Annotated in this window: 21 protein-coding genes; 15 read left to right on the top strand and 6 right to left on the bottom strand. The window is 68.8% G+C overall.

What is annotated here, in order from left to right; translation table 11 throughout:
• Window positions 1-15 precede the first annotated feature (15 nt).
• Genes sp36 through EV640_RS04420 form a run of 3 tightly spaced genes read left to right on the top strand, consistent with a single transcriptional unit; the run spans window position 16 to window position 1,987 of the window.
• Window positions 16-183 (top strand): Sp36 family protein, encoded by a 168-nt coding sequence (gene sp36 / locus EV640_RS13565; RefSeq protein WP_166645872.1) that lies wholly within the window; start codon window positions 16-18, stop codon window positions 181-183.
• 9 nt (window positions 184-192) lie between these two features.
• Window positions 193-666 (top strand): RidA family protein, encoded by a 474-nt coding sequence (locus EV640_RS04425; RefSeq protein ID WP_208292183.1) that lies wholly within the window; start codon window positions 193-195, stop codon window positions 664-666.
• On the top strand, window positions 656-1,987 hold the full coding sequence (locus tag EV640_RS04420) for a carboxylate--amine ligase (RefSeq protein WP_243832222.1): 1,332 nt from the start codon (window positions 656-658) through the stop codon (window positions 1,985-1,987). The genes EV640_RS04425 and EV640_RS04420 overlap by 11 nt, the downstream gene beginning before the upstream one ends.
• Before the next feature lie 172 nt (window positions 1,988-2,159).
• On the opposite strand, the gene EV640_RS04415 is transcribed toward EV640_RS04420, so the two are convergent.
• Window positions 2,160-2,837 (bottom strand): Crp/Fnr family transcriptional regulator, encoded by a 678-nt coding sequence (locus EV640_RS04415; protein ID WP_036477681.1) that lies wholly within the window; start codon window positions 2,835-2,837, stop codon window positions 2,160-2,162.
• 263 nt (window positions 2,838-3,100) lie between these two features.
• Between EV640_RS04415 and EV640_RS04410 the strand changes: the two genes are divergently transcribed.
• Entirely contained in the window at window positions 3,101-4,276 is a 1,176-nt protein-coding gene (locus tag EV640_RS04410; RefSeq protein ID WP_133725900.1) for a MarP family serine protease, read from the top strand.
• Between the two features lie 7 nt (window positions 4,277-4,283).
• On the opposite strand, the gene purD is transcribed toward EV640_RS04410, so the two are convergent.
• Window positions 4,284-6,563 carry a phosphoribosylamine--glycine ligase gene (gene purD / locus EV640_RS04405; RefSeq protein WP_036477675.1) on the bottom strand — a complete coding sequence of 760 codons (2,280 nt, stop codon included), beginning with the start codon at window positions 6,561-6,563 and terminating at the stop codon, window positions 4,284-4,286.
• A gap of 78 nt (window positions 6,564-6,641) precedes the next feature.
• Here purD and EV640_RS04400 point away from each other — a divergent pair, with 78 nt between their 5' ends.
• The 10 genes from EV640_RS04400 to EV640_RS04355 all read left to right on the top strand — a co-directional run bounded on the left by EV640_RS04400 (window position 6,642) and on the right by EV640_RS04355 (window position 16,656).
• Window positions 6,642-7,766: an asparaginase gene (locus tag EV640_RS04400; protein WP_133725899.1), complete on the top strand. Its 1,125-nt coding sequence runs from the start codon at window positions 6,642-6,644 to the stop codon at window positions 7,764-7,766.
• A 240-nt stretch (window positions 7,767-8,006) separates the two neighbouring features.
• Window positions 8,007-9,383, top strand: coding sequence for an NAD-dependent succinate-semialdehyde dehydrogenase (locus EV640_RS04395; RefSeq protein WP_133725898.1), 1,377 nt, complete (start codon window positions 8,007-8,009; stop codon window positions 9,381-9,383).
• Between the two features lie 13 nt (window positions 9,384-9,396).
• Entirely contained in the window at window positions 9,397-9,762 is a 366-nt protein-coding gene (locus EV640_RS04390) for a sterol carrier family protein (protein WP_200869345.1), read from the top strand.
• Between the two features lie 90 nt (window positions 9,763-9,852).
• Complete coding sequence (locus EV640_RS04385) at window positions 9,853-10,176, top strand: hypothetical protein (RefSeq protein ID WP_036477668.1); 324 nt, start codon at window positions 9,853-9,855, stop codon at window positions 10,174-10,176.
• Window positions 10,163-11,719 (top strand): amidophosphoribosyltransferase, encoded by a 1,557-nt coding sequence (purF, locus tag EV640_RS04380; protein WP_036477665.1) that lies wholly within the window; start codon window positions 10,163-10,165, stop codon window positions 11,717-11,719. The genes EV640_RS04385 and purF overlap by 14 nt, the downstream gene beginning before the upstream one ends.
• Window positions 11,716-12,903 carry a phosphoribosylformylglycinamidine cyclo-ligase gene (purM, locus tag EV640_RS04375; protein WP_036477663.1) on the top strand — a complete coding sequence of 396 codons (1,188 nt, stop codon included), beginning with the start codon at window positions 11,716-11,718 and terminating at the stop codon, window positions 12,901-12,903. Before purF ends, purM begins: the two co-directional genes overlap by 4 nt.
• A gap of 127 nt (window positions 12,904-13,030) precedes the next feature.
• Window positions 13,031-14,146, top strand: coding sequence for an ABC transporter ATP-binding protein (locus EV640_RS04370; protein WP_133725897.1), 1,116 nt, complete (start codon window positions 13,031-13,033; stop codon window positions 14,144-14,146).
• Window positions 14,143-14,904, top strand: a complete 762-nt coding sequence (locus EV640_RS04365) for an ABC transporter permease (protein ID WP_341802704.1) — start codon at window positions 14,143-14,145, stop codon at window positions 14,902-14,904. Before EV640_RS04370 ends, EV640_RS04365 begins: the two co-directional genes overlap by 4 nt.
• Window positions 14,901-15,620, top strand: coding sequence for an ABC transporter permease (locus EV640_RS04360; RefSeq protein ID WP_133725896.1), 720 nt, complete (start codon window positions 14,901-14,903; stop codon window positions 15,618-15,620). The genes EV640_RS04365 and EV640_RS04360 overlap by 4 nt, the downstream gene beginning before the upstream one ends.
• 115 nt (window positions 15,621-15,735) lie before the next feature.
• Window positions 15,736-16,656 (top strand): ABC transporter substrate-binding protein, encoded by a 921-nt coding sequence (locus EV640_RS04355; protein WP_133725895.1) that lies wholly within the window; start codon window positions 15,736-15,738, stop codon window positions 16,654-16,656.
• On the opposite strand, the gene EV640_RS04350 is transcribed toward EV640_RS04355, so the two are convergent.
• The 4 genes from EV640_RS04350 to gabT form a co-directional block, all read right to left on the bottom strand.
• The gene (locus tag EV640_RS04350) at window positions 16,584-16,874 is read right to left on the bottom strand and encodes a hypothetical protein (protein ID WP_133725894.1); all 291 of its coding nucleotides are present in this window, start codon (window positions 16,872-16,874) and stop codon (window positions 16,584-16,586) included. The genes EV640_RS04355 and EV640_RS04350 overlap by 73 nt on opposite strands.
• Window positions 16,875-16,999: 125 nt before the next feature.
• Window positions 17,000-18,919, bottom strand: coding sequence for a heavy metal translocating P-type ATPase (locus EV640_RS04345; RefSeq protein WP_051501451.1), 1,920 nt, complete (start codon window positions 18,917-18,919; stop codon window positions 17,000-17,002).
• Window positions 18,920-19,068: 149 nt separating this feature from the next.
• Entirely contained in the window at window positions 19,069-20,580 is a 1,512-nt protein-coding gene (locus tag EV640_RS04340) for an NAD-dependent succinate-semialdehyde dehydrogenase (protein ID WP_051501450.1), read from the bottom strand.
• Window positions 20,581-20,662: 82 nt separating this feature from the next.
• Window positions 20,663-21,973: a 4-aminobutyrate--2-oxoglutarate transaminase gene (gene gabT / locus EV640_RS04335; RefSeq protein ID WP_133725893.1), complete on the bottom strand. Its 1,311-nt coding sequence runs from the start codon at window positions 21,971-21,973 to the stop codon at window positions 20,663-20,665.
• Between the two features lie 124 nt (window positions 21,974-22,097).
• On the opposite strand from gabT, the gene EV640_RS04330 reads away from it, so the two are divergent.
• Window positions 22,098-23,033: a LysR family transcriptional regulator gene (locus EV640_RS04330; protein ID WP_133725892.1), complete on the top strand. Its 936-nt coding sequence runs from the start codon at window positions 22,098-22,100 to the stop codon at window positions 23,031-23,033.
• The last annotated feature ends 126 nt before the right edge of the window (window positions 23,034-23,159 follow it).

The raw sequence follows: 23,159 nt of genomic DNA, 5'->3' as shown, positions 1-23,159 counted from the left end.
CGTTAGTCTGAGAATATGAGTGCATCTGAGACCCAATGGGAATACGCGACGATTCCGCTGATCATCCACAACACCAAGGGCATCCTTGACCAGTGGGGCGAGGACGGCTGGGAGCTGGTCACCGTGCTGCCCGGCCCGGAGGGCAACGCCCCCGTCGCCTACCTCAAGCGCCCGCGAAACTGAGTCAGACATATGGCTGAGCAGATCTCTGCTGTTGAAGCGCGCCTGGCCGAGCTCGGCCTGAGCGTTCCCGAGGTGGTCCCCCCGGTGGCCTCCTATCAGCCGGCGGTCATCGCCGACGGCGTCGTCTATGTCTCCGGACAGCTGCCCTTCATCGACGGCGCGCTGCCGATGACCGGCAAGGTCGGCGCCGAGGTCACCGAGGAGCAGGCCTATGAGCTCGCGCGGCAGTGCGCGCTCAACTGCATCGGCGCGCTGAAGGCGGCCGTGGGCGACCTCGACCGGATCACCCGGATCGCCAAGGTCGGCGGCTTCGTCGCCTCGGTGCCGAGCTTCACCGGTCAGCCCAAGGTGCTCAACGGCGCCTCGGAGCTGCTCGGGGCGGCCTTCGGCGAGGCCGGGCAGCACGCACGCAGCGCCGTCGGCGTGCCGGTGCTGCCGCTGGACACCCCGGTGGAAGTCGACCTCATCGCCCATGTCCGCTGAGGCCTCCCCGGTCCTGACCCAGGACCCGCGGTGGCAGGAGCAGGAGCGCGCCTGGGCCGAGGTCGGCTTCGCCCCGGTGATCATCGGCGGCGACGCCGGCGCCTATGGCGCGGCCCGCGCCTTCCATGAGGCCTACGGCATCACCTCACTGGTGCTCTCGAAGCACCAGATGTGGATGATCAAGCATTCCAAGATCATCACCCACCTTGAGATCGAGAACGGCACGGTGATGGAGCATGTGCGCACCGGGCTGAACCTCGCCCCGATCCGGCGGCTGCGGGATCAGGGCATTCCGATCCTGCTGCTGGGCGCCATCGACTCCACAGTGCAGGCGATCATCGAGCTGCGCGAGGCCCACCCGGAGGACCTGGGCCAGGACGTGGTCGTCCCCTATGTCGACCGGGCTCGGTTCGACGCAGCGACCGTGAAGGACAACTTCACCGCGCTGGCCGAGAATCTCGGCGTGGACCATCCGGTCACCCGGGTGGTGGACTTCGGCGCCGATCTGGACGCCCAGCTCCCGCTGGAGCTCAGCTTCCCGGTCTGGGCGAAGCCTGCCGATGTGACCGCCTGGTACTGGACCGAGTTCGAGGGCAAGCACAAGGTCCACCGGGTGCAGACCCCGGAGGAGCTCGCCGAGCTCTTCGGCAAGGTCCACGCCGCCGGGTACCGGGCCAGCTTCGTGGTGCAGGAGGAGGTTCCCGGCGACGACCAGAACATGCGGGTACTCACCTGCTATGCCGATCAGAACTCGGTGATCAGGTTCGCCTCCTGGGGCGAGACCGTGGTGGAGGACCACTCCCCCGCCGCGCTGGGCAACCCCTCGGTGATCCTCACGACGAAGAACTCCGAAGCCGTGGATCAGGCACAGAAGCTGCTCACCGAGCTGGACTGGGTGGGCTACGCGAACTTCGACCTGAAATACGATCCGCGCGACGGCAAGACCAAGTTCTTCGAGCTCAACCCGCGTCTGGGCCGCTCCAGCTACTACATCACCGGTGCTGGCAACAACCCGGTCGAGTACTACGTGCGGGACTTCATCCGCGGGGAGCTCTCCGCCGAGGGCGAGACGACCCGCGTGGAGGACCAGGCCGAGACGGTCTACACCGTGCTGCCGGGCTGGCTGGCCAGCCGCTACGTCTCAGACCCGGAACGACGACGCCGGATCGCCCGGATCCTGCGTTCTGGCGGCAGGCGGAACCCGTTCTTCTACGCGGCCGACCGCAGCCCGCGCCGCATGGCGCTGCTGCTGGCCGCGCAGGCCTCGCTGGTGCGCAAATTCCTGCGGTTCTATCCACCCTCACGGGTCACCGGGGAATAGCCTCAGGGCGCACCTCGGGCGATCCTGCGCGATCCCTGCCGGTCGCGCAGCCCCGCCTCCCCCACAGACGCAGGCAGACACAGAAGGAGCGCCCGGCACTGAGCCGGGCGCTCCTTCTGTGTCTGCAGACTCATCTTTGGAGTCGGTGCTGGGCGAAACCAGCGGGCTCAGCTCAGCGCGAGCGCTGGCGGATCCGCTGAATGTCCAGGATCACCACGGCGCGCGCCTCGAGGCGCAGCCAGCCGCGCTGGACGAACTCGGCCAGAGCCTTGTTCACGGTCTCGCGGGAGGCTCCGACCAGCTGGGCCAGCTCCTCCTGGGTGAGCTCGTGGGCCACCAACACGCCGTCCGGAGCCGGACGACCGAAGCGGTCGGCCAGGTCCAGGAGCGCCTTGGCCACACGGCCGGGCACATCCGAGAAGACGAGGTCCGCGAGGGACTCGTTGGTCCGGGTCAGTCGCTTGGCCAGGGCCTGCAGCAGCTGGACCGAGACCTCGGGGTTGGTGGTGATCACGTTGCGCAGGCTGTCGTGGCGCAGACCGGCGAGCCGAGTCTCGGACACCGCGGTGGCTGTGGCGGTGCGGGGCGCGGGGTTGAACAGCGCCATCTCACCGAAGATCTCACCCGGGCCGAGCACGGCCAGCAGGTTCTCCCGGCCATCCGGTGTGGTGCGTCCCAGCTTGATCTTCCCGGAGATGATGAAGTAGAGCTGATCACCCTGGTCACCCTCGTGGAAGACCGATGACCCGCGGGAGAGGTCGACCTCATTGAGCTCTTTGATGAGGGCGCTGAAGACGTCGTCGTCGAGCGTGGCGAACAGCGGTGCGCGGCGCAGTACTTCAAGATCCATGGGCGATCCGTTCTTCCTGGATGTGTGAGATAACAGAGTCTCGTTGCTTAGAAGTTACCAGTTCGCCTCGACGTGCGGAAACGTTCAGCAAGCGGCCAAGGATTCTATGTCATTCTTTGGGGACCGATCCGTGCGGCCCGAGGCTCGACGCAGCGGCCCCGGTGCAGCAGTCCCGAACCGCCGCTCCGAGCCGCATTTCCTCGCCGCGATCCCGCGCAAGAGCCAGAGCCAGAGCCACCTGAACCATAAGGAGTCCGCCACCGATGGGAATCACCCTACTCGACGTGATCTTGGTGGTGGTGCTGCTCGGTTTCCTCCTGGCAGGCCTGCGCAAGGGCGTCTGGGCCACCCTGGGCGGGGTCTTCGGCTTCCTGGTCGGTGCCACCGCGGCCTTCTTCGCAGTCCCGCTGGTCGCGTCCTGGGTCCCTGATCCGCTCTGGCGGGTGATCGCGGTGCTCGCGGCCGTCATCGTGCTGGTGACCGCCGGCCACGGGCTGGGCTCCGCCGCCGGGGCCGAGGTCCAGCGGATGTTCAACTCCCGCGCCGTGCGCGGAATCAGCTCGCTCGTCGGCGGGCTGGTCAACGTGGTGGTCGCCGTGTTCGTCATCGCGCTGCTGTCCTTCTCCATCTCCGCCATGGGCTTCCCCGCGGTGAACCAGGCGATGAAGCAGTCCACCGTGCTGAGCACCATCGATTCCGCGGTCCCGGACCAGGCGGAGTCCTGGTTCGCCCAGGTCCGCACCGCGGTGCTGGACTCTGACATCCCGGAGATCGCTCAGCTGGTGCCCGAACCTGCGGAGCTGCCCGAGGACCAGGATCTCAACGACGCCGGCCTCGCCTCCGCCGCCTCGGTGGGTCGGATCACCGGAGTGGCCGAACAGTGTGGACAGTCCCAGTCAGGGTCTGGCTTCGCGGTCTCCCCCACCCGTGTGGTGACCAACGCTCATGTCATCGCCGGGGTGGCTGAGCCCGCTGTGGAGATGCCGGACGGTGAGGTGCTCAGCGGCCGCGCCGTGCACTTCGATCCGGCCTCCGACCTGGCTCTGATCGCCGTGGACGGGCTGGATGTGGCGCCGCTTCAGATCAGCCAGGGCCTCGACGTCGGGGACTCCGGCTACGTGATGGGCTACCCGGCCGGGGGCCCGTTCTCCGCGGGCAGCGCGGTGGTCCAGGCGCGCGACGTCTCGCAGGTCAACAACATCTACGGCAGCTCCCCGAGCACACTGGAGATCTTCCAGCTCAGCGCCGATGTCCGGCAGGGCAACTCCGGCGGACCGCTGATCGATCAGTCCGGGGATGTGGCCGGGGTCGTCTTCGCCCGCGCCGTGGAGGGCAGCAACGTCGGCTTCGCGATCACCGCAGACCAGGCCGGGCCGGTGCTGACCGACCCGGACCGCTACTCCGAGACGGTCTCCACCGGGCAGTGCACCGACCGCTGAACGCGGGTCAGAAGATCAGTTCGGTCCCGGTGATCCGCTGGTAGGCGTCCAGGTAGCGCTGACGGGTGGCGTCGGTGACCCGCTGCGGCAGCGCCGGCGGGGCCTGGTTCGAGCTCCGGTCCCACCCGGACTCGTCCGAGGTCAGCCAGTCCCGGACGAACTGCTTGTCGAAGGAGGGCTGCGCCGCGCCGGGCTCCCAGCTCTCCGCGGGCCAGAAGCGTGAGGAGTCCGGAGTGAGCACCTCATCGGCCACGGTGAGCGCCCCGCCCGGGTCGAAGCCGAATTCGAGCTTGGTGTCGGCCAGGATCACCCCGGCCTCGCGGCAGATCTCCTCGGCCAGGACGTAGATTCGCAGCGTCGCCTCGCGCAGCTGCCCCGCCACCGGGACTCCGACGTTCTCGGTGAGCGTCTCGAAGCTGATGTTCTCGTCGTGGTCACCCTGGGCGGCCTTCGAGGAGGGGGTGAAGATCGGCTCCGGCAGCTGCGAGCCGTCGGTGAGGCCCTCCGGCAGCAGAAGTCCGGTCACGGTGCCGTTCTGCCGGTACTCGGCGAGCCCGGACCCGGTGAGGTAGCCGCGGGCGATGCATTCGGCCGGGATCATCTGCAGGTCTCGGCAGATCATGGCGCGTCCGGCCACGGCCTCGGGAACCTCCACCGAGACCACGTGGTGGGAGATCCCTGCCGCCTCGAGCTGGTCGAACCACCACAGGCTCAGCTGAGTCAGGATGATGCCCTTGTCCGGGATGGGCGTGGAGAGCACGTGGTCATAGGCGCTGATCCGGTCGCTGGCGACCATCAGGACCACGTCCTGTCCGGCCCAGGCCGATCCGGGGGCGGGCCGGTAGAGGTCGCGGACCTTCCCGGAGGACAGGTGCACCCAGCCGGGGAGCTCCTGCTCAGACGCGGCCACGGACCCGGCGTCAGTGGACCCGGTCTCGGCGGGGCGCGCTGGTTCGCCTTCCGCTGACCCGCGAGGTCCCCCGCCGAGCTTGATCTCTCCGGCGAGCGCCTTCGCGGCGATGTCGGTGCGGTGCTGCGCGCCCGTCCAGCTGATCTTCTGCACGCCGGCATAGGCGCGGTCCACGGCCTCGGCCAGCGACGCCCCGGTCCCGACGACGGCGAGCACTCGCCCGCCGGCCGTGGTCAGCCGGCCCTGCTCGTCGGCGGCGGTGCCGGCGTGCAGCACGGCCACACCCTCGAGGCTCTCGGCCTCCGCGGTGCCGCTGATCAGGTCACCCTTGCGCGGGGCCTCCGGGTAGCCCGCAGCGGCCAGCACGACGTCGGCGGCGTAGCCCTGCGCCCAGTCCAGGGAGCGGGCGGAGCCGAGCGAGCCGGTGGAGCAGTCCAGCAGCAGCTGACCCAGCGGGGTGGCGAGACGCTCGAGCACCGCCTGGGTCTCCGGATCGCCGAAGCGGGCGTTGAACTCGATGACGCGCACGCCGCGGGAGGTGACGGCGAGCCCGCAGTAGAGCACCCCGACGAAGGGGGTTCCGCGGCGGGACATCTCGGCCAGGGTCGGAGCGGCGACGGTGTCGACCACGATCTGCACGAAGTCGCGCTGCACGCCGGCGGCGTCGGTCTCGGTGTAGCCCTCCAACCAGTCCAGCGGGGTGTAGGCGCCCATGCCGCCGGTGTTGGGGCCGGCGTCGTCGTTGAAGATCCGTTTGAAGTCCTGCGCCGGGGACAGCGGCACCAGGTTCACCCCGTCGGAGAGCACGAAGAGCGAGACCTCGGGGCCGTCGAGGAACTCCTCGATCACCACGGAGCCCCCGGCGGCGAAGCAGGCCTCGGCATGGGCCAGCGCCTCGGCGCGGTCCTCGGTGACCACCACACCCTTGCCGGCGGCGAGGCCGTCGTCCTTGATGACATAGGGCGCGCCGAACCGGTCCACCGCGGAGGCCGCGGCGGCGAGGTCGGTGACATGCACCGCTCCGGCGGTGGGCACCTCGGCGGCGGCCATGATCTCCTTGGCGAAGGCCTTGGAGGCCTCCAGCCGCGCGGCGGCGGCGGAGGGCCCGAAGGCCGGGATCCCGGCGGCCCGGACGGCGTCGGCCACCCCGGCGGCCAGCGGCGCCTCGGGACCGATGACCACCAGATCGAAGCCTCCGGAGACGGCGAGCGCGGCCACCGCGGCCCCGTCCTGGGCATCGATGCTGTGGCAGCGGACCTGCGCCGCGATGCCGGCATTGCCCGGCGCGGCCTCCACGGTGGTGACTGCTTCATCGCGCAGCAGTGCTCGGACGATGGCGTGCTCGCGGCCTCCGGGGCCGACTACAAGTACCTTCACGTCGCTCAGCCTATCGAACGGCACACGGACGCAGGTCCGCTCCGGCAGCGTGGGGCCCGCACTCCGTAGACTGAGGCCATGAATGATGCGCGCCGCTCACCCGTTGCACCCTCGGTGCCGTCCTCCTCCGGAGCCTCCGCGGGAGCCTCCGTCGGGACCTCCGCCGGATCCGATGCCGGAACCTTCGAGCAGCCGGGCCTGGAGCCGGCCTCGGTCGCGGAGTCCGCCGAACTCGCCGTGGTGACCCGCGCCGGCGTCGTGGAATCCCGACATATCGGCTCCGCGGTGCTGGTGGGTCCCGACGGGGTGGTGCTGGAGTCCATCGGCGCTCCTGAGCGGCTGATGTTCCCGCGCTCCACGCTGAAGCCGTTCCAGGCCATCGCCTCGCTGCGGTCCGGCGCGCTGATCTCCCCGGAGGCGGTGGCCCTGGCCTGCGGGTCCCATGTGGGCTCGCGCAAGCATCAGGAGCTCGCCGCGAGCGTCCTCGCCGCCGAGGGCCTCGACGCCTCGGCGCTGAAGTGCCCGGCGGCCTGGCCCGCCCGGCACCAGGACCTGCGGGTGCACCTGGAGGCCGGCAAGACCGAGACCCCGCTGGCCTTCAACTGCTCCGGCAAGCATGCAGCGTTCCTGGCCGCGACCCGCACCAACGGCTGGCGGCTCAACACCTACCTCGAGCGCTCCCACCCGCTGCAGCGGGTGATCATGGACGTGATCACCGAGTACTGCGGCGAGACCCCCACCGTGGTCGGGGTCGACGGCTGCGGCGCGCCCGCCCCGGCGCTCTCGCTGACCGGGCTGGCCCGCGGCTTCTCCAAGCTCACCGCCGCCACCTCGCGCCGAGACGCCGAGGTCCACGCGTTCACGGTGAACCAGGCGATGCTGGACTACCCGTGGGCGGTGCATGGTCGCGGCGAGGCCAACACCCTGGTGCTCGAGGAGCTGGGCCTGACCGCGAAGCTCGGCGCCGAGGGCGTCCTGGTGGTCGGGGCGCCGGACGGCACCGCCGTCGCGGTCAAGGTCCTCGACGGGTCCTCCCGCGCCACGAACCTGGTGGCACTGAGCATGCTCGCGGCCCGCGGCGTGATCGAGCTCGACGCCCTGGGACCGGTGCTGCGCAAGATCGTCAAGCCGATCACCGGTGGCCTCGGCGCGGAGCAGGTGGGCAGCATCCGGCTGGCCCCGGCGCTGCTCGAACGCCTCTGAACCCCGGTTCCAGGCCCCGCCGCCGCTGCGGCAAGGGCTCCCGGCGAGACCTCCCGGAACAGGTGTGCTGCACGCTGTTTATATTCCTCAGATCGTTCCGGTTTCGCGCAGTGGTGAACTACCCCCGCTCAGCGCCCGATCGGCTTGTGCCGCACCGCGCGGAGCCATACCGTCGATGAAGTCCGCCGCGTCGGCGGACAGGTCACCTATCGACCACTGAAAAGCGAGGCACAGATTCCCATGGCCGACTACAAAGTCACCAACCCAGCCACCGGTGAGGTCGAGGCGGAGTTCGCCACCCTCACCGACGATCAGCTCCGCGAGACGCTCGATCACGCCGCCGAGACCTTCACCAGCTGGTCGAAGACCGAGCTCTCCGAGCGCGCCGAGCTGCTGCGCCGCGCGGCCGCGATCTACCAGGAGCGCAAGGACGAGCTGGCCACGATCATCACCCGCGAGATGGGCAAGCCGATGAAGCAGGCCCGCTCCGAGCTCGACATCGTGATCTCGATCTTCCACTACTACGCCGACCACGGCGCCGAGTTCCTCGCCGATGAACCGATCACCGACGCCCCGGACGGCAGCGCCGTGATGCAGAGCCGCCCATTCGGCGTGCTTCTGGGCATCATGCCGTGGAACTTCCCGTACTACCAGGTGGCCCGCTTCGCGGTGCCGAACCTGATGATCGGCAACACGATCATGCTCAAGCACGCCTCACAGTGCCCCGAGTCCGCCGCGGCGATGGAGCAGATCTTCCGGGACGCCGGCTTCCCGGAGCACGCCTACACCAACGTGTATGCCTCCAGCGGGCAGATCGCCGACATCGTGATCCCGGACCCCCGCGTCGCGGGCATCTCGCTGACCGGCTCCGAGCGCGCCGGCACCAAGGTCGCCGCCACCGCCGGGGAGCACCTGAAGAAGGTCGTCCTGGAGCTCGGCGGCAACGACCCGCTGCTGGTGCTGGATCGCGAGATCCTGCCCCAGGCGGTCAAGGGCGCGGTCCAGGGCCGGATGGCCAACGCCGGGCAGGCCTGCAACGCCGCCAAGCGTGTCATCGTCCCGGCGGAGTTCTACGACGAGTTCCTCGAGCAGTTCCAGCAGGCGCTCTCGAAGATCGAGCTGCTCGATCCGCTCTCCGAGGAGGCGTTCATCGGCCCGATGTCCTCGGTGCAGGCCGCCGAGGATCTCCACGAGCAGGTCCATGACGCCGTGGAGAAGGGCGCCACCCTGCACCTGGGCGGAGACTTCGACCAGCGTGGGGGCGCCTGGTACCAGCCCACCCTGCTGACCGGGATCACCCCAGAGATGCGCGCCTACGGCGAAGAGCTCTTCGGACCGGTGGCCATGGTCTACAAGGTCGCCGACGAGGAAGAGGCTGTGACACTGGCCAACGACACCCAGTACGGCCTTTCAGCCTCGGTGTTCGCCACCGACGTCGCCCACGCCCAGCGGGTGGGCGAGCAGATCCACACCGGCATGATCTTCGTCAACGAGCCCGCCGGCACCTCCGCCGAGCTGCCCTTCGGCGGTGTGAAGCGCTCCGGCGTGGGCCGCGAGCTCGGCCCCTACGGCATGGCGGAGTTCGTCAACCGGCGTCTGGTCAAGATCGCCGGATGATGAGCCGCTGAGCATGCCACGACGTCGCATCAGCGCCGAGGACGGCAGGGCCGCGGTCCGCGCGTGGGAGTCAGGAGACTCCGACCGCAGGACCGTGGCCGCTGCCGTGCGGTACTGCCTCGAGGAGCTTGCCGAGCTGGCCCCGGGGAACTCCGTGGAGGTCCGGGTCCCGCCCTTCGGGGTGACCCAGTGCATCGAGGGGCCCAACCACTCCCGGGGTACCCCGCCCAACGTGGTCGAACTCGCCCCGCAGGACTGGCTGGAGCTCGCCACCGGGGCCACCGGCTGGGCGAGCGCCAGTGCCGCCGGGCGGATCTCCGCCTCCGGCACCCGCGCGGACCTCTCGGCGCTGCTGCCCCTGCTGCCGCGCCACCGGTGAACCCTCCCCGGCCCCGCCGCTGCGGCCGATCAACCCGAGCACCAGTTCGCAGGTGCCAGGCACCCAGGCTGGGCCGGTAGCATGTGGGATATGTCTTCACGCGAGCAGTCCGGCGAGTCGGAGCCTCGGCAGGTGACCGTTCGTCCCACCCCCAGACTGAGCCCCTTCCTCATCGCAGGTGTGTTCGCGGCCGTGCTGGCCGCCGTCGTCGTCGTGCTGGTCACCGGACCGGCTGATGACTATTCGCTCGGCGGTTCGCTGGGCTATCTCACCGTCGCCTTCGCGATGCCTGGCCTCGCCCTGGGCGCTGTGACCTGGCTGTTCATCGACTGGCGCTCTCGGAAGCGCACCCGCACTTATGACCTGCAGAAGCTCGACTCTGCAGAGAGGACTCCTGCGCATGACCCGGAATGATGGTCGGCTGAACTTCAATCTCCTCGACGAGGACCCGCTGCCGCAGGACGAATGCGGTGTCTTCGGCGTCTGGGCACCCGGAGAGGAAGTCTCCAAACTGGCCTACTACGGGCTCTACGCGCTGCAGCACCGCGGCCAGGAGTCTGCCGGGATCGCCGCCTCCGACGGCAAGAGCATCCGGGTCTACAAGGACCTCGGCCTGGTCTCCCAGGTCTTCGACGAGTCCACGCTGAACTCGCTGACCGGGCACATCGCCGTCGGGCACTGCCGCTACTCCACCACCGGGGCCAGCCAGTGGTCCAACGCCCAGCCCACCCTCGGGGACACCCCGCACGGCACCGTGGCCCTGGGCCACAACGGCAACCTGACGAACTCCGCAGATCTGCGCGACCGGATCATCGAACGCCACGGACGTGCCGACTTCGGCGAACTCAACCAGGGCAACACCACCGACACCGCGCTGGTGACCGCGCTGCTGAAGGAACAGCCCGGAGACAGCCTCGAAGCTCAGGCGATGGCGCTGCTGCCCACCCTGGAGGGCGCATTCTGCCTGGTGTTCATGAACGAGAACACGCTCTACGCCGCCCGGGATCCGCACGGCGTGCGCCCGCTGGTGCTGGGACGCCTCGCCAGCGGCTGGGTGGTCGCCTCGGAGCAGTCGGCGCTGGCCACCGTGGGCGCCTCGGTGATCCGCGAGATCGAGCCCGGCGAGCTGATCGCCATCGACTCCGACGGCGTGCGCTCCCACCGCTTCGCCGCCGCCAACCCTTCGCGCTGCGTCTTCGAATACGTCTACCTGGCCCGCCCGGATGCCAACATCAATGGCCGCTCGGTCTATGAGTCCCGGGTCGAGATGGGCCGCCAGCTGGCCCGCGAGGACACCCACGACGCCGACATCGTGATTCCGGTCCCCGAATCCGGAACCCCGGCGGCGGTGGGCTACGCCGAGGCCTCCGGGCTCCCGTTCGCGCAGGGGTTCATCAAGAACGCCTATGTCGGTCGGACCTTCATCGAGCCCTCGCAGACCCTGCGCCAGCTCGGGATCCGGCTCAAGCTCAACGTCCAGGACCATGTGGTCCGCGGCAAGCGCGTGGTGGTCGTGGATGACTCGATCGTGCGCGGCAACACCCAGCGTGCGATCGTGCGGATGCTCAAGGAGGCCGGCGCCGCCGAGATCCATGTGAAGATCTCCTCCCCACCGGTGAAATGGCCCTGCTTCTACGGGATCGACTTCGCCTCCAGGGCCGAGCTGATCGCCAACGGCGCCACCATGGACGAGATCACCCAGGCGGTGGGGGCCGACTCGCTGGCCTACATCTCCGAGGACGGGATGATCGCCGCCACCCAGCAGCCCCGCTCCACCCTGTGCACCGCCTGCTTCTCCGGGGTCTACCCGATCAAGCTTCCGCCGGAGAGCCGCCGGGGGAAGATGCTGCTGGAGCAGCCGGCCGATTCCTCGCAGAACCCTGGCGGCGGCTGCGACCCAGGACCCGATGCCGAATTCGAAATCGACGAAATCCCCCTCGCGGAGGCCAAGAAGTGACTTCTGAGAACACCAGCGCCGAGACCAGCTCCGGCGCTCCGATCACCTATGCCTCCGCCGGAGTCGACGTCGAGGCCGGTGACCGCGCCGTGGAGCTGATGAAGGCCCATATCGAGGCCACTCACACCCCGGCGGTGCTCGGCGGTGTGGGCGGCTTCGCCGGGCTCTACGACGCCTCCGAGCTCAAGCGGCTGCCCCGGCCGCTGCTGGCCACCTCCACCGACGGGGTCGGCACCAAGGTGGCCATCGCCCAGGCGATGGACATCCACGACACCATCGGCTTCGACCTGGTCGGCATGGTGGTCGATGACATCGTGGTGATGGGCGCGAAGCCGCTGTTCATGACCGACTACATCGCCACCGGCAAGGTGGAGCCCGCCCGGATCGCCGCGGTGGTCTCCGGGATCGCCAAGGCCGCCGCCGAGACCGGCACCGCGCTGATCGGCGGGGAGACCGCCGAGCACCCCGGACTGCTGGCCGAAGATGAGTACGACGTCGCGGGCGCGGCCACCGGCGTCGTGGACGCCTCCGCCGTGCTGGGCCCGGAGCGGGTCCGCGCCGGAGACGTGATCATCGGCATGGCCTCCTCCGGCATCCACTCCAACGGCTACTCGCTGGTCCGCCGCGTGGTCTCCTCCGCAGGCTGGGGCTACGAGCGCGAGGTCGAGGAGTTCGGCCGCACGCTGGGCCAGGAGCTGCTGGAACCCACCCGGCTCTACACCACGCCCTGCCTGGACCTGGTCACCGCGCTCAACGGCGACCCGACCGAGGGTGAGATCTCCCCCGAGGCTCCGGTGCGCGGGTTCAGCCACGTCACCGGCGGTGGCCTCGCGGCCAACCTGGCGCGCGTGCTGCCCGCGGGGCTGATGGCCACCGTGGACCGTTCGACCTGGTCCTGGCCCGCGGTGTTCTCGCTGATCGCCCGGCTGGGCTCGGTCCCACAGGCCGATCTGGAGCGCACGCTGAACCTCGGTGTGGGCATGGTCGCGGTGGTCTCCGCCGAGAGGGCCGAGGACGCCGTGGCTCACCTCACCGCCTCGGGCCAGACCGCCTGGGTGATGGGCGAGGTCAGCGCCTACCGTCCCGAGGAGTCCCGAGTGGCCGACGCCGGCCTGGACTTCGTGCAGGGCGCCAAGGGCGTCGACGGCGGCGGCGTGCTGCTGACCAATCGCTACGGCTCCTGAGCCCACCTCGCCTCGACGCTGCGACCGCTGAGCGAGGCCCCCACCCCGGAACCCAGGGGTGTCTCATCGCAGGTCAGGAACGATCGTCCGGTGTCCCATGGGCTCGGAGGAGACAAGGAGAACCCGGATGATCGTCTTCGACCAGGTGTCGAAAACCTACCCGGACGGCACCGTGGCCGTCGACAGCCTGAGCCTCGAGGCTCCGCAGGGCGAGATCACCGTGCTGGTCGGGCCCAGCGGCTGCGGGAAGACCACCTCGATGCGGATGATCAACCGGTTGATCGATCCCACCTCGGGCAGCATCACCATGGACGGCGAAGACACCTCCGGCATCGACAAGGTCGAGCTGCGCCGTCGGATCGGCTACGTCATCCAGAACGCCGGGCTCTTCCCGCACCGCACCGTGGTCGACAACGTCGGTGCACTCCCCCGGCTGCTCGGGACCAAGAAGTCCCCGGCACGAGAACGGGCCATGGAGCTGCTTGAGCTGGTGGGACTGGATGAGTCGCTGGCGCAGAGGTATCCCTGGCAGCTCTCCGGCGGCCAGCAGCAGCGCGTGGGAGTGGCCCGGGCCCTGGCCACCGACCCGCCGTTCCTGTTGATGGATGAACCCTTCAGCGCGGTGGACCCGATCGTCCGGGCCCAGCTGCAGCAGGAGTTCCTCCGGCTCCAGGAGCGCATCGGCAAGACCATCGTCCTGGTCACCCACGACATCGATGAGGCGCTCATCCTCGGCGATCAGATCGCGGTGCTGCGCCAGGGCGGTCACCTCGCCCAGGTCGCGTCACCGGAGGTGCTGCTCCGGGATCCGGCCGACGCCTTCGTCGCGAACTTCGTGGGCCGCTCACGCGGGTACCGTTCGCTCGGCTTCACCGGGGCAGATGAACACACCCCGATCCTGCAGACGGCGTCTGCGGTGCTCGGCGAAGCTGCCGAGGCGCTGCGCTTCCGCCCGGACGGGTGGCTCGTCGCCGTCGACGCCCAGCGTCGTCCCATCGGCTGGGCGCACCGTGACCAGGTGGGCGCCGCACTGCAGGACTCCGCCATCAACCACGCCGGTTCCACCGCCTCGCTCGGCGCACCGCTGCGCGATTTCCTCGACGCCGCCCTCTCAAGCCCCAACGGGGACGGGATCGTCACCGACGCCGAGGGCGCCCTGCTCGGGGTGGTCAGCACCGACGACGTAGTCGCAGCCATCCGCCGCGCCAAGGGTGCCGCAGCCGCCACCCGGGCCGCGTCGTGAACCTGACCTGGCTCAGCTCCAACCTCTCCTGGATCCTGGAGCTGACGCTCGCGCACCTCTGGCTCACGCTGATCCCCACCGTGGTGGGACTGGCCCTGGCACTGCCGCTGGGCTGGTGGGCCCACCAGGTTCCGCGACTCTACGGGCTGATCGTCGGCACCTCGGGGCTGTTCTACACCATCCCCTCCCTGGCCTTCTTCGTCCTGCTGCCCGGAGTGATCGGCACCCAGATCCTGGACCCGATCAACGTGGTCATCGCGCTGACCATCTACACCCTGGCCCTGATGGTCCGGGTGGTCGCCGACGGCCTCGCCGCAGTGCCCCGCGAGACGGTGGAGGCCGCTGAGGCGATGGGGTATCGCGCCTTCCAACGCTTCACCCGGGTGCAGCTTCCGGTCGCGGTGCCGGTGATCCTGGCCGGGCTGTGGGTGGCCGTGGTCTCGAACATCAGCATCGTCACCATGGCCGCGATCATCGGCGTCCAGCAGCTCGGCTCGCTCTTCACCCAGGGCTACTCGCTGGGCCTGATGACCCCGATCGTCACCGGCATCATCCTGTGCCTGCTGATCGCCGTGGTCCTGGACCTGCTCATCCTCGGGCTCTCCCGGATGCTGACCCCCTGGCGGCCAGCCGCAGCCCGGTCCGTCACGGCCCGGTCCGCCAGCGCCACCAAGACCCGGCCCGCCAGCGCGGGCGCCACCACAGGCCCGAGCCGGCCATCACCCTCCGAGGGATCCGGCAAGGGGGTCCTGTCATGAGCGGACTCATCGAATTCTTCGCGGATCCGGGGAACTGGAGCGGGAGCACCGGGATCCCGGTCCGGATCGGATATCACCTGCTCAACTCGCTCATCGCACTCGGCCTCGCGCTCGCGATCGCCGTCCCGCTGGGGATCTACGTGGGGCACACCGGACGCGGCGAGGCCGTCGTGGCGGGGATGGCGAATGCGCTGCGCGCGCTCCCGACCCTGGGTCTGCTGATCGTCGTGGTGATGCTCGCCGCCCCGCTGTTCAGCAGCTCGCTGGTGTTCACCGCGCCGGCCATCCTGGTCCTGGTGCTGCTGGCCATCCCCTCGATCCTCACCGGGACCTCCACCGGGATCCAGACCGCAGACCGCAGCGCCGTGGACGCCGCCACCGGGCTCGGCTACACCCCGATGCAGGTCCTGACCCGGGTCCAGCTTCCCTGCGCGCTGCCGCTCATGATCTCGGGCGTCCGCGGCGCCATGCTGCAGATCGTCTCCACCGCCACCGTGGCCGCCTATGTCTCACTCAACGGGCTGGGCCGGTACATCATCGATGGGCGCGCGAACAACGACTTCGGCCAGATGGCGGCCGGCGCCGCACTCGTCGCCGTCGTCGCGCTCGTCCTGGAGCTGGGGTTCCTGCTCGCCGGGCGCCTGACGATCTCTCCGGGGCTGCGCCGCTCCGAGCGGCGCCTAAAGGTCACCGCGGGCGCCGCGCCGGCGACCTGAGGGCCAGCCCCGACACCGAGGCTTCCCCACCGTTGCTTCCACACACCCAGGCATCCACACACCCACACACCAGAGCACTCCAGACAACGACATCCGCACCCGCACAGGAGAACCCTTGAGACGACTGAGCCTGACCTCCGCCGCTGTGGCAGCAGCCGGCCTGCTGACCCTTTCCGCCTGTGGCGGAGATCCCCTGGAGAACGACGACGCCGCTGGCGGTGACGCCTCCGAACCGGGCGCCGTCACCATCGGTTCGGCGGACTTCCCGGAGAGCCAGCTGATCGCGAACATCTACTCGCTCGCGCTGCAGGACGCCGGGATCGAGGTGTCCGAGAACTTCAACATCGGCAGCCGGGAGGTCTATATCGAGGCGGTCCAGGATGGCTCCATCGATCTGGTCCCGGACTACGCCGGGGCGCTGATGATGCACCTGGACGCCGAGTCCGAGGCCACTGAGACCGAGGACGTGCTCGCCGCGCTCCAGGAGCTGCTCCCGGAGCGCGGCCTGGCAGGCCTCGACGCCGCCGAGGCGCAGAACCGCAACGTCCTTGCGGTCACGCAGGAGACCGCCGAGGAGTACGAGCTGGAGACCTTCTCGGACCTCGAGCCGCACGCTGAGGAGCTCGTCCTGGGCGGACCGCCCGAGTGGATCGACCGGCACAACGGCGTGGTCGGGCTTCAGGACGTCTACGGACTCGAGTTCCAGGACTTCCAGGTCCTCGACGCGGGCGGACCGCTGACGCTGACCGCGGTCACCAGCGGGCAGATCGACGTGGCCAACCTCTTCAGCACCGATCCCCAGGTCGAGGAGAACGAGCTCGTGGTCCTCGAAGATGACCAGTCGCTCTTCGCCGCGGAGAACATTCTGCCGATCCTTTCGGAGGGGGCCGCCACGGAAGAGGTCGCAGAGGCGCTGGACGCCGTCTCGGCCGAGCTGAGCACCGATGACCTCATGACCATGAATCAGCGCGCCACCGACGGTGAGAACATTCGGGGCATCGCGGAGGACTGGCTCAGCGAGAACGGGCTCCGCTGAGCCGCAAGCGGGCTGCCTGCGCTCGGTGATCGCTGGTGATCCCGGGTGATCCCGAGAATCCGTATCTTCAAGGTCGTGGAGTCTCGCTGTTCGGCGGCGACCAGGCTGTGCACCCGGTCGTAGACGTCCTCAACGATGTCTCCTGCGGGGCGTGAGCCGTCGGTGTACATGTCGATGAAGATCAGCACCTCGGATCCCTGGGTGACGATGTCGACCACGGTGGCCTCGGCGTCCTCGGCGTCCCCGGCGCCGAGGAGCTGACTGGTGGTGGCGGTGAGCGCCTCGCGGCACGCAGATTCTCAAAGATTCTTTCGAACGGCGTCATCACTGCCCCGGGCACCGCTCACCGCAGCGCCGCCGCGGGGTCCCCCGGCGCCGTGCCAGCGGCCGCCAGCTCCCGCGCCATCCGGGTGGATTCGGTCCGCTCCGACCGGCTCGGGCGCATCGCCAGCAGCGCCCACAGGATGCAGGCGAGGTCGACCACCTCCTGCAGCCAGGCACCGACGATGGCCGGGAGCAGGCCGGCCGCGGCGATGAGCATCAGCACCACGGACATGCCCACGCCGATCCAGATCGCCTGCCAGGCGACCCGCATGGTGCGCCGACCGATGTGCACCGCGCGTGCACTGCGGCCGAGGTCATCGACCGTGATGACGACGTCGGCGGACTCGCTGGCGGCGCTGGAGCCGCGCGCCCCCATCGCCACCCCGACGTCGGCGACCGCAAGCACCGGCGCATCGTTGACCCCGTCGCCCACCATCATCACGGGCCGCGGCTGCGCGGCCTGCACCGCGGTGACCTTGTCCTCGGGCAGCAGGTCGGCGCGCACGTCGTCGATGCCGGCCTGCTGCGCAATATGGCGGGCCACGTGCTCTCCGTCGCCGGTGAGCATCATCGTGGTGTTCACCCCCGCCCGGTGCAGCGAGGACATCGTGGCCCGGGTCTCCAGGCGCAGCTCGTCGGCCAGGGCGATATAGCCCGCGTAGCGGCCGTCCACGGCCACGTGGACCCCGCTGTGCCCCACCGGCGGGGTGTCCGGGGTCGAGCCGGTCTCCCGGGCGATGAACCGGACGCTGCCGACCAGCACGACGCGACCCTCCACCGTCCCACGCACCCCGTTGGCCGGGACTTCGGTGACCTCCTCCGCGGGCGGCACGCCTGCTCCGCCGGCGCGGGCGGCGGCGACCACGGCGGCGGCCAGTGGATGCGAGGAGTACTGCTCGACTCCCGCGGCGAGCGCGAGCATCAGCTCTGGGGCGAGGCCGAGCGCGTGGACCTGGGTCACCTCTGGCCTGCCGTGGGTCAGGGTGCCGGTCTTGTCGAAGGCGGCGGTCCTCACCCGAGCCAGCTGTTCCAGCGTGCCGCTGCTCTTGACGATGATCCCGTTGCTGGCCGCACGGGACATGCCCGCCATGAACGCCACCGGCGCCGCGATGATCAGCGGGCAGGGCGTCGCGACGACGAGCACCTCGGCTGCGCGTGCGGGGTCCCCGGAGAGCGCCCAGGCCCCGGCGGCCAGTCCCAGCGCGCCGAGGGTGAAGGGCACCGCGACCCGGTCGGCGAGCCGGACGAAGGGGGCCTTGGATTCCTGGGCCTCTCGGACCAGCGCGATGATCCGCTGGTACTGGGACTCCGAGGCGCCGGCGGTGGCGCGCACCTCGATGGCTTCACCGCCGTTGACGACTCCGGAGAGCAGGTCCTCGCCGCGGACACGTTCCACGGGCAGCGATTCCCCGGTGAGTGAGGACTCATCGAAGGTGGCGGCGGCAGAGGTGAGCACGCCGTCCACCGGCACCACCTCGAAGGGCCGCACCAGCAGCCGGTCACCGACGCGGACCGCTTCCACCGGGATATCTGTGGGGCCGCTGTCGGGGCCGCTCTCCGGGCCCAGCCGGTGCGCGGTGTGCGGGGCGTTCTCCAGCAGGCCGGTCAGCTCCCGGCGGGCACGGCCGGCGGCGTAGTCCTCGAGCGCCTCGCCGCCGGAGAGCATCAGGCAGACCACCAGTGCGGCCCAATACTCCCCCACCGCTACGGTGGAGCCGATGGCGGTGACCGCGAGCAGGTCGATGCCGTAGGTTCCGGCGCGCAGGTCCTTGACCATTCGACGGACCTGCAGCAGCGCGATGACCACGGCGAATCCGGAGATCAGCCAGCGAGCCGCAGGTCCCTGAGCACTCAGCTCCAAGGCACCGCCGAGCAAACCGACGGCAAGGGTCGCCAGGACCATCGGATAGCGTCTGAGGCCCGCAAGGAGTGCCTTCATACCTCATTGATACGCCTGAATCTCGGAGACGTATAGAAAGGTGCTGCTGGCACGATTACGGCCGAGGCTTCGGAGCTAATCGGCGCCGGCACCTATGGGCGCCGATACAGAGCTTCCCCGATGCGGTGCTGCCAGACCGCCCGCATCTTTCAGAGAGTGCCCCAGGGATTCTCCACCCCGATGTACTGGGTGCTGGTGTACTCCGCGATGCCTTCCGCTCCTCCCTCGCGGCCCAGTCCGGACTGTTTCACACCGCCGAAGGGGGCGGCTGCGTTGGAGATCACGCCCACGTTGAGCCCCATCAGGCCGAACTCGACGCGGTCTCCGATGCGCAGGCCACGCGAGATGTTCTCGGTGAATACGTAAGAGGCCAGGCCGTACTCGGTGCTGTTGGCCAGAGCCACCGCTTCGGCTTCATCGCGGAATGTGATTACCGGGGCGACTGGACCAAAGATCTCTTCCCGGAGCACCCGGGCATCCGAGGCGACGTCACGCAGCACCGTCGGTTCGAAGAAGTACCCGGCGCCTTCTGCGCGCCTGCCACCGGTGACCACCTGCGCACCGCCGCCAACAGCATCGGCCACGAGCGATTCCATCGATTCGCAAGCCCTGGCATCGATCAGCGGCCCGACATCGACACCGTCCTCGAGCCCGGAACCCAGCGTCAGCACAGACATCTTCTCAGCGAGCCGGGCGACGAACTCATCAGCCACCGATTCATGGACCAGCAGGCGGTTCGCCGCCGTGCAGGCCTCACCCATATTGCGCATCTTCGCCGCCATCGCCCCTGCGACGGCCTTGTCCAGATCTGCATCCTCGAAGACGATCAGCGGTCCGTTGCCGCCGAGCTCCATGGAAGTTCTCAGCACGTTCTCGGCAGCCAGCTTCATCAGGTGCTTGCCCACCGGCGTGGAGCCGGTGAAGGAGACCTTGCGCAGCCGGGGGTCCCGCATGATCGGTTCGGAGATTGCTGAGGCATTATTGGTCGAGACGACGTTGAGCACGCCATCGGGAAGTCCTGCATCAAGCATGATCTGAGCGAAATACTGCGCGGTCAGCGGCGTCAACGCAGCGGGCTTCAGAACCATCGTGCAGCCTGCGGCGACCGCGGGGGCTACTTTGCGGGTCGCCATGGCCAGCGGGAAGTTCCACGGAGTGATCAGCAGGCAGGGCCCGACTGGCTTCCGCGTGACCAGCATGCGCAGACTGCCCTCGGGGGTCTGGGCGTATCGGCCATAATCACGGACGGCCTCCTCAGAGAACCAGCGCAGGAACTCTCCACCGTAGGCGACCTCCCCCCGGGACTGGGCCAGAGGCTTGCCCATCTCGAGGGTCATCAGCAGTGCGAGCTCCTCGGCCCGCTCCTGGACCAGATCGAAGGCTCGCCGCAGGATCTCCGCCCGCTCCCGGACCGGGGTCCTCGCCCATGGTTCCTGGGCCGCGGCAGCCGCGTCCATGGCCGCACGGGCATCTTCTTCGGTGGCCGAGGACATCGTCGCGATGACCTCCTGGGTGGCCGGGTTCTCCACCTCGAAGGTCGAGCCGTCAGAGGACTCCCCCCAGACGCCATCGATGAGGAGCCCCTTAGGGGTGGCAGCGAGCAAGGCGTCTATGCGGTCCTGCACCCCCTGCGTGAGCGGGGTCTGGTCTGAGCTGTTCATCTATGAGACTTTCTGATCGGCGCCACGGCACGTCCGAGCCGGAGGACCTGGCGCGAGGTGGCGGATGGGGAGACCGGCGAGCTCAGGCTGCGGTGAGCGCGTCGGTGATGACTGTGAGGCCTTCTTCGAGCAGCTCGTCGCTGATGGTCAGAGGGGGAAGCAGCCGAACCACATTGCCATAGGTCCCGCAGGTCAGGGCGATGACACCCGCTTGGCGCGCCGCGGACGCGACCGCGGAGGTCAGCGCCGCGTCGGGTGCCTGAGTCTGGGGATCTACAAGTTCAAAGGCAAGCATCGCCCCTCGCCCGCGGATCTCTCCGATGCGGGGGTCCTGGCGCTGGATCTCCTCCAGATGCGCGAGGACCAGCTTCTCAATCCGCAGCGCCTCCTGATCCAGACGACCCTCTTCGATCGTCTCGATGGCAGCCAGGGCGGCTGCACATGCGACGGGGTTTCCGCCGTAGGTTCCCCCGAGACCCCCAGGGTGAGCCGCGTCCATGATCTCTGCCCGTCCAGTGACCGCCGAGAGCGGCATGCCTCCGGCGATGCCCTTGGCCGTGGTGATGATGTCTGGCTGCACGTCCTCGTATTCTGAGGCGAACCAACGACCGGTGCGGGCGAATCCCGTCTGGATCTCGTCCGCGATGAACACGACATCGTTCGCGTTGCACCACTGAACGATATCCTTCAGGAACCCGGGTGCTGGAACGATGAATCCGCCCTCACCCTGGATCGGTTCCATGATGACCGCCGCAAGGTTCTCGGCGCGGATCTGCGTCTCCAGCTGCGCGATGGCGCGGGCCGCGGCCGTATGACCATCGAGCTGGTCCCGGTATGGGTAGGAGCCCGGCACCCGGTAGATCTCGGGAGCGAAAGGGCCGAAGCTGTGCTTGTACGGCATCGACTTGGCCGTGAGCGCCATCGTGAGCGTGGTGCGTCCATGGTAGGCATGGTCGAAGGCCGCGACGGCCTGCTTCCCGGTGTACGCCCTGGCGATCTTGACCGCATTCTCCACCGCCTCGGCGCCGGAATTGAACAGTGCGGTGCGCACCGGACCTGAGACGGGGGTGATCTCCGCGAGCTTCTCGGCCACGGCCACGTAGCCCTCATAGGGGGTCACCATGAAGCAGGTGTGGGTGAACTCAGCGACCTGCCGCTGCACTGCCTCGACCACCTTCGGCGCACTGGCTCCAACGCTTGTGACGGCGATGCCCGCCCCGAGGTCGATGAGCTGGTTCCCGTCGACATCCTCAAGGATCCCGTCCTGGGCTCGGACGGCGAAGGTGGGCATCAAGGTGGAGACACCGCGGGCCACCGCAGCGTCCTGCCGCTCCATCAGCGCGCGAGCTTTCGGGCCAGGCAGCTCAGTAATGAGGCGTCGAGTCTGTTCCATGGGGCACTCCTTACACGGTGGGGGTCAGATGACCATTGATCTGATGGTCACCTAGGCGGGAGCATGCTGTCGAATGCCTAGTGCTGATACAAACCATGCCTTAAGCGCATGGGATGCTGGATAGGTGAACCATAGACTGCTCAGGTACTTCGCCGCTGTCGCTGATGAGGGGACTGTGTCAGCGGCCGCAGAGACCCTGCACATCACCCAGCCAGCGCTCTCCCGACAGATCAGGGAGCTCGAGAAGAACCTCGGACTTCAGCTGTTCCGCCGCGGGGGCAATCGACTGATCCTCACGTCAGAGGGCGCAGAGTTCCTCTCGGTCAGCCGAGAGGTGCTGCGCGTCCACAGCCACGCCGAGATGATCGCCGAGACGCTCGCCTCAGGCACCATGCGCAACCTCACGATCGGTGCGCCGCAGACCACCCTGATCGACATCGTTGCCCCATTCGTCGCGACCTTCTCCCAGAACGACCCGACCCCGCACGTCTCCGAGATTGCGCTCAGCCCAGAGATCACCAAGGACAGCTCCGATCACGATCTGATCATCACGCCACAGCGAGCGGCCAATGACCATGCGTCACTTCTGCTTGCCACACTTCCCATCTGGGCCTGCGTGCCCCGGTCACACGAATGGGCGTCTCGAGACTCGATCGACCTCGGGTCTCTGTGTGAACAGGCGCTGATCCTCGTGCCAACAATGCAGAAATCCCGACAGATGCTCGACGCCGCACTGAACCTCGCGAACCTTGCACCCCGCAACACCATTGAAGTCTCACAGGGAAGGCTGGCGCAGGCCCTGGCCGCAGCCGGACGAGGAGTCGCGGTCCTCTCGGACGACACACACTTCGCTCTGCACCCCCTGAGGATTCTCGACGAACGGGGGCAGGCTCTCCGATTCCACCTCTACGCCGCCTGGCGGAGGGATCACCATGGAAGCGCAATGCTGCTGAACATGGCGCAGCGGCTGCGCGACTTCTGCCAGCTCCGATACGGCCGGAGCACGGCCCCAGCCCCGGAGGACGACACCCTGGAAGACATGTCCACAGACACATGTTGACCAGCGGTGAAATGATGCAAGGAACTCTGCCCTTGCACAAAGCCGCGGACCCGCAGTGGGCACCTACACGATGCCTTTGCGCCGTCGCGCAGCATGTCGCCTGGTCGGTCGCCCAGGTCATCGCGT

Source organism: Nesterenkonia aurantiaca (assembly GCF_004364585.1).
In the GTDB taxonomy this organism is placed as follows: Bacteria; Actinomycetota; Actinomycetes; order Actinomycetales; family Micrococcaceae; genus Nesterenkonia; species Nesterenkonia aurantiaca.
This window is presented reverse-complemented; position numbering and strand designations above follow the sequence as displayed.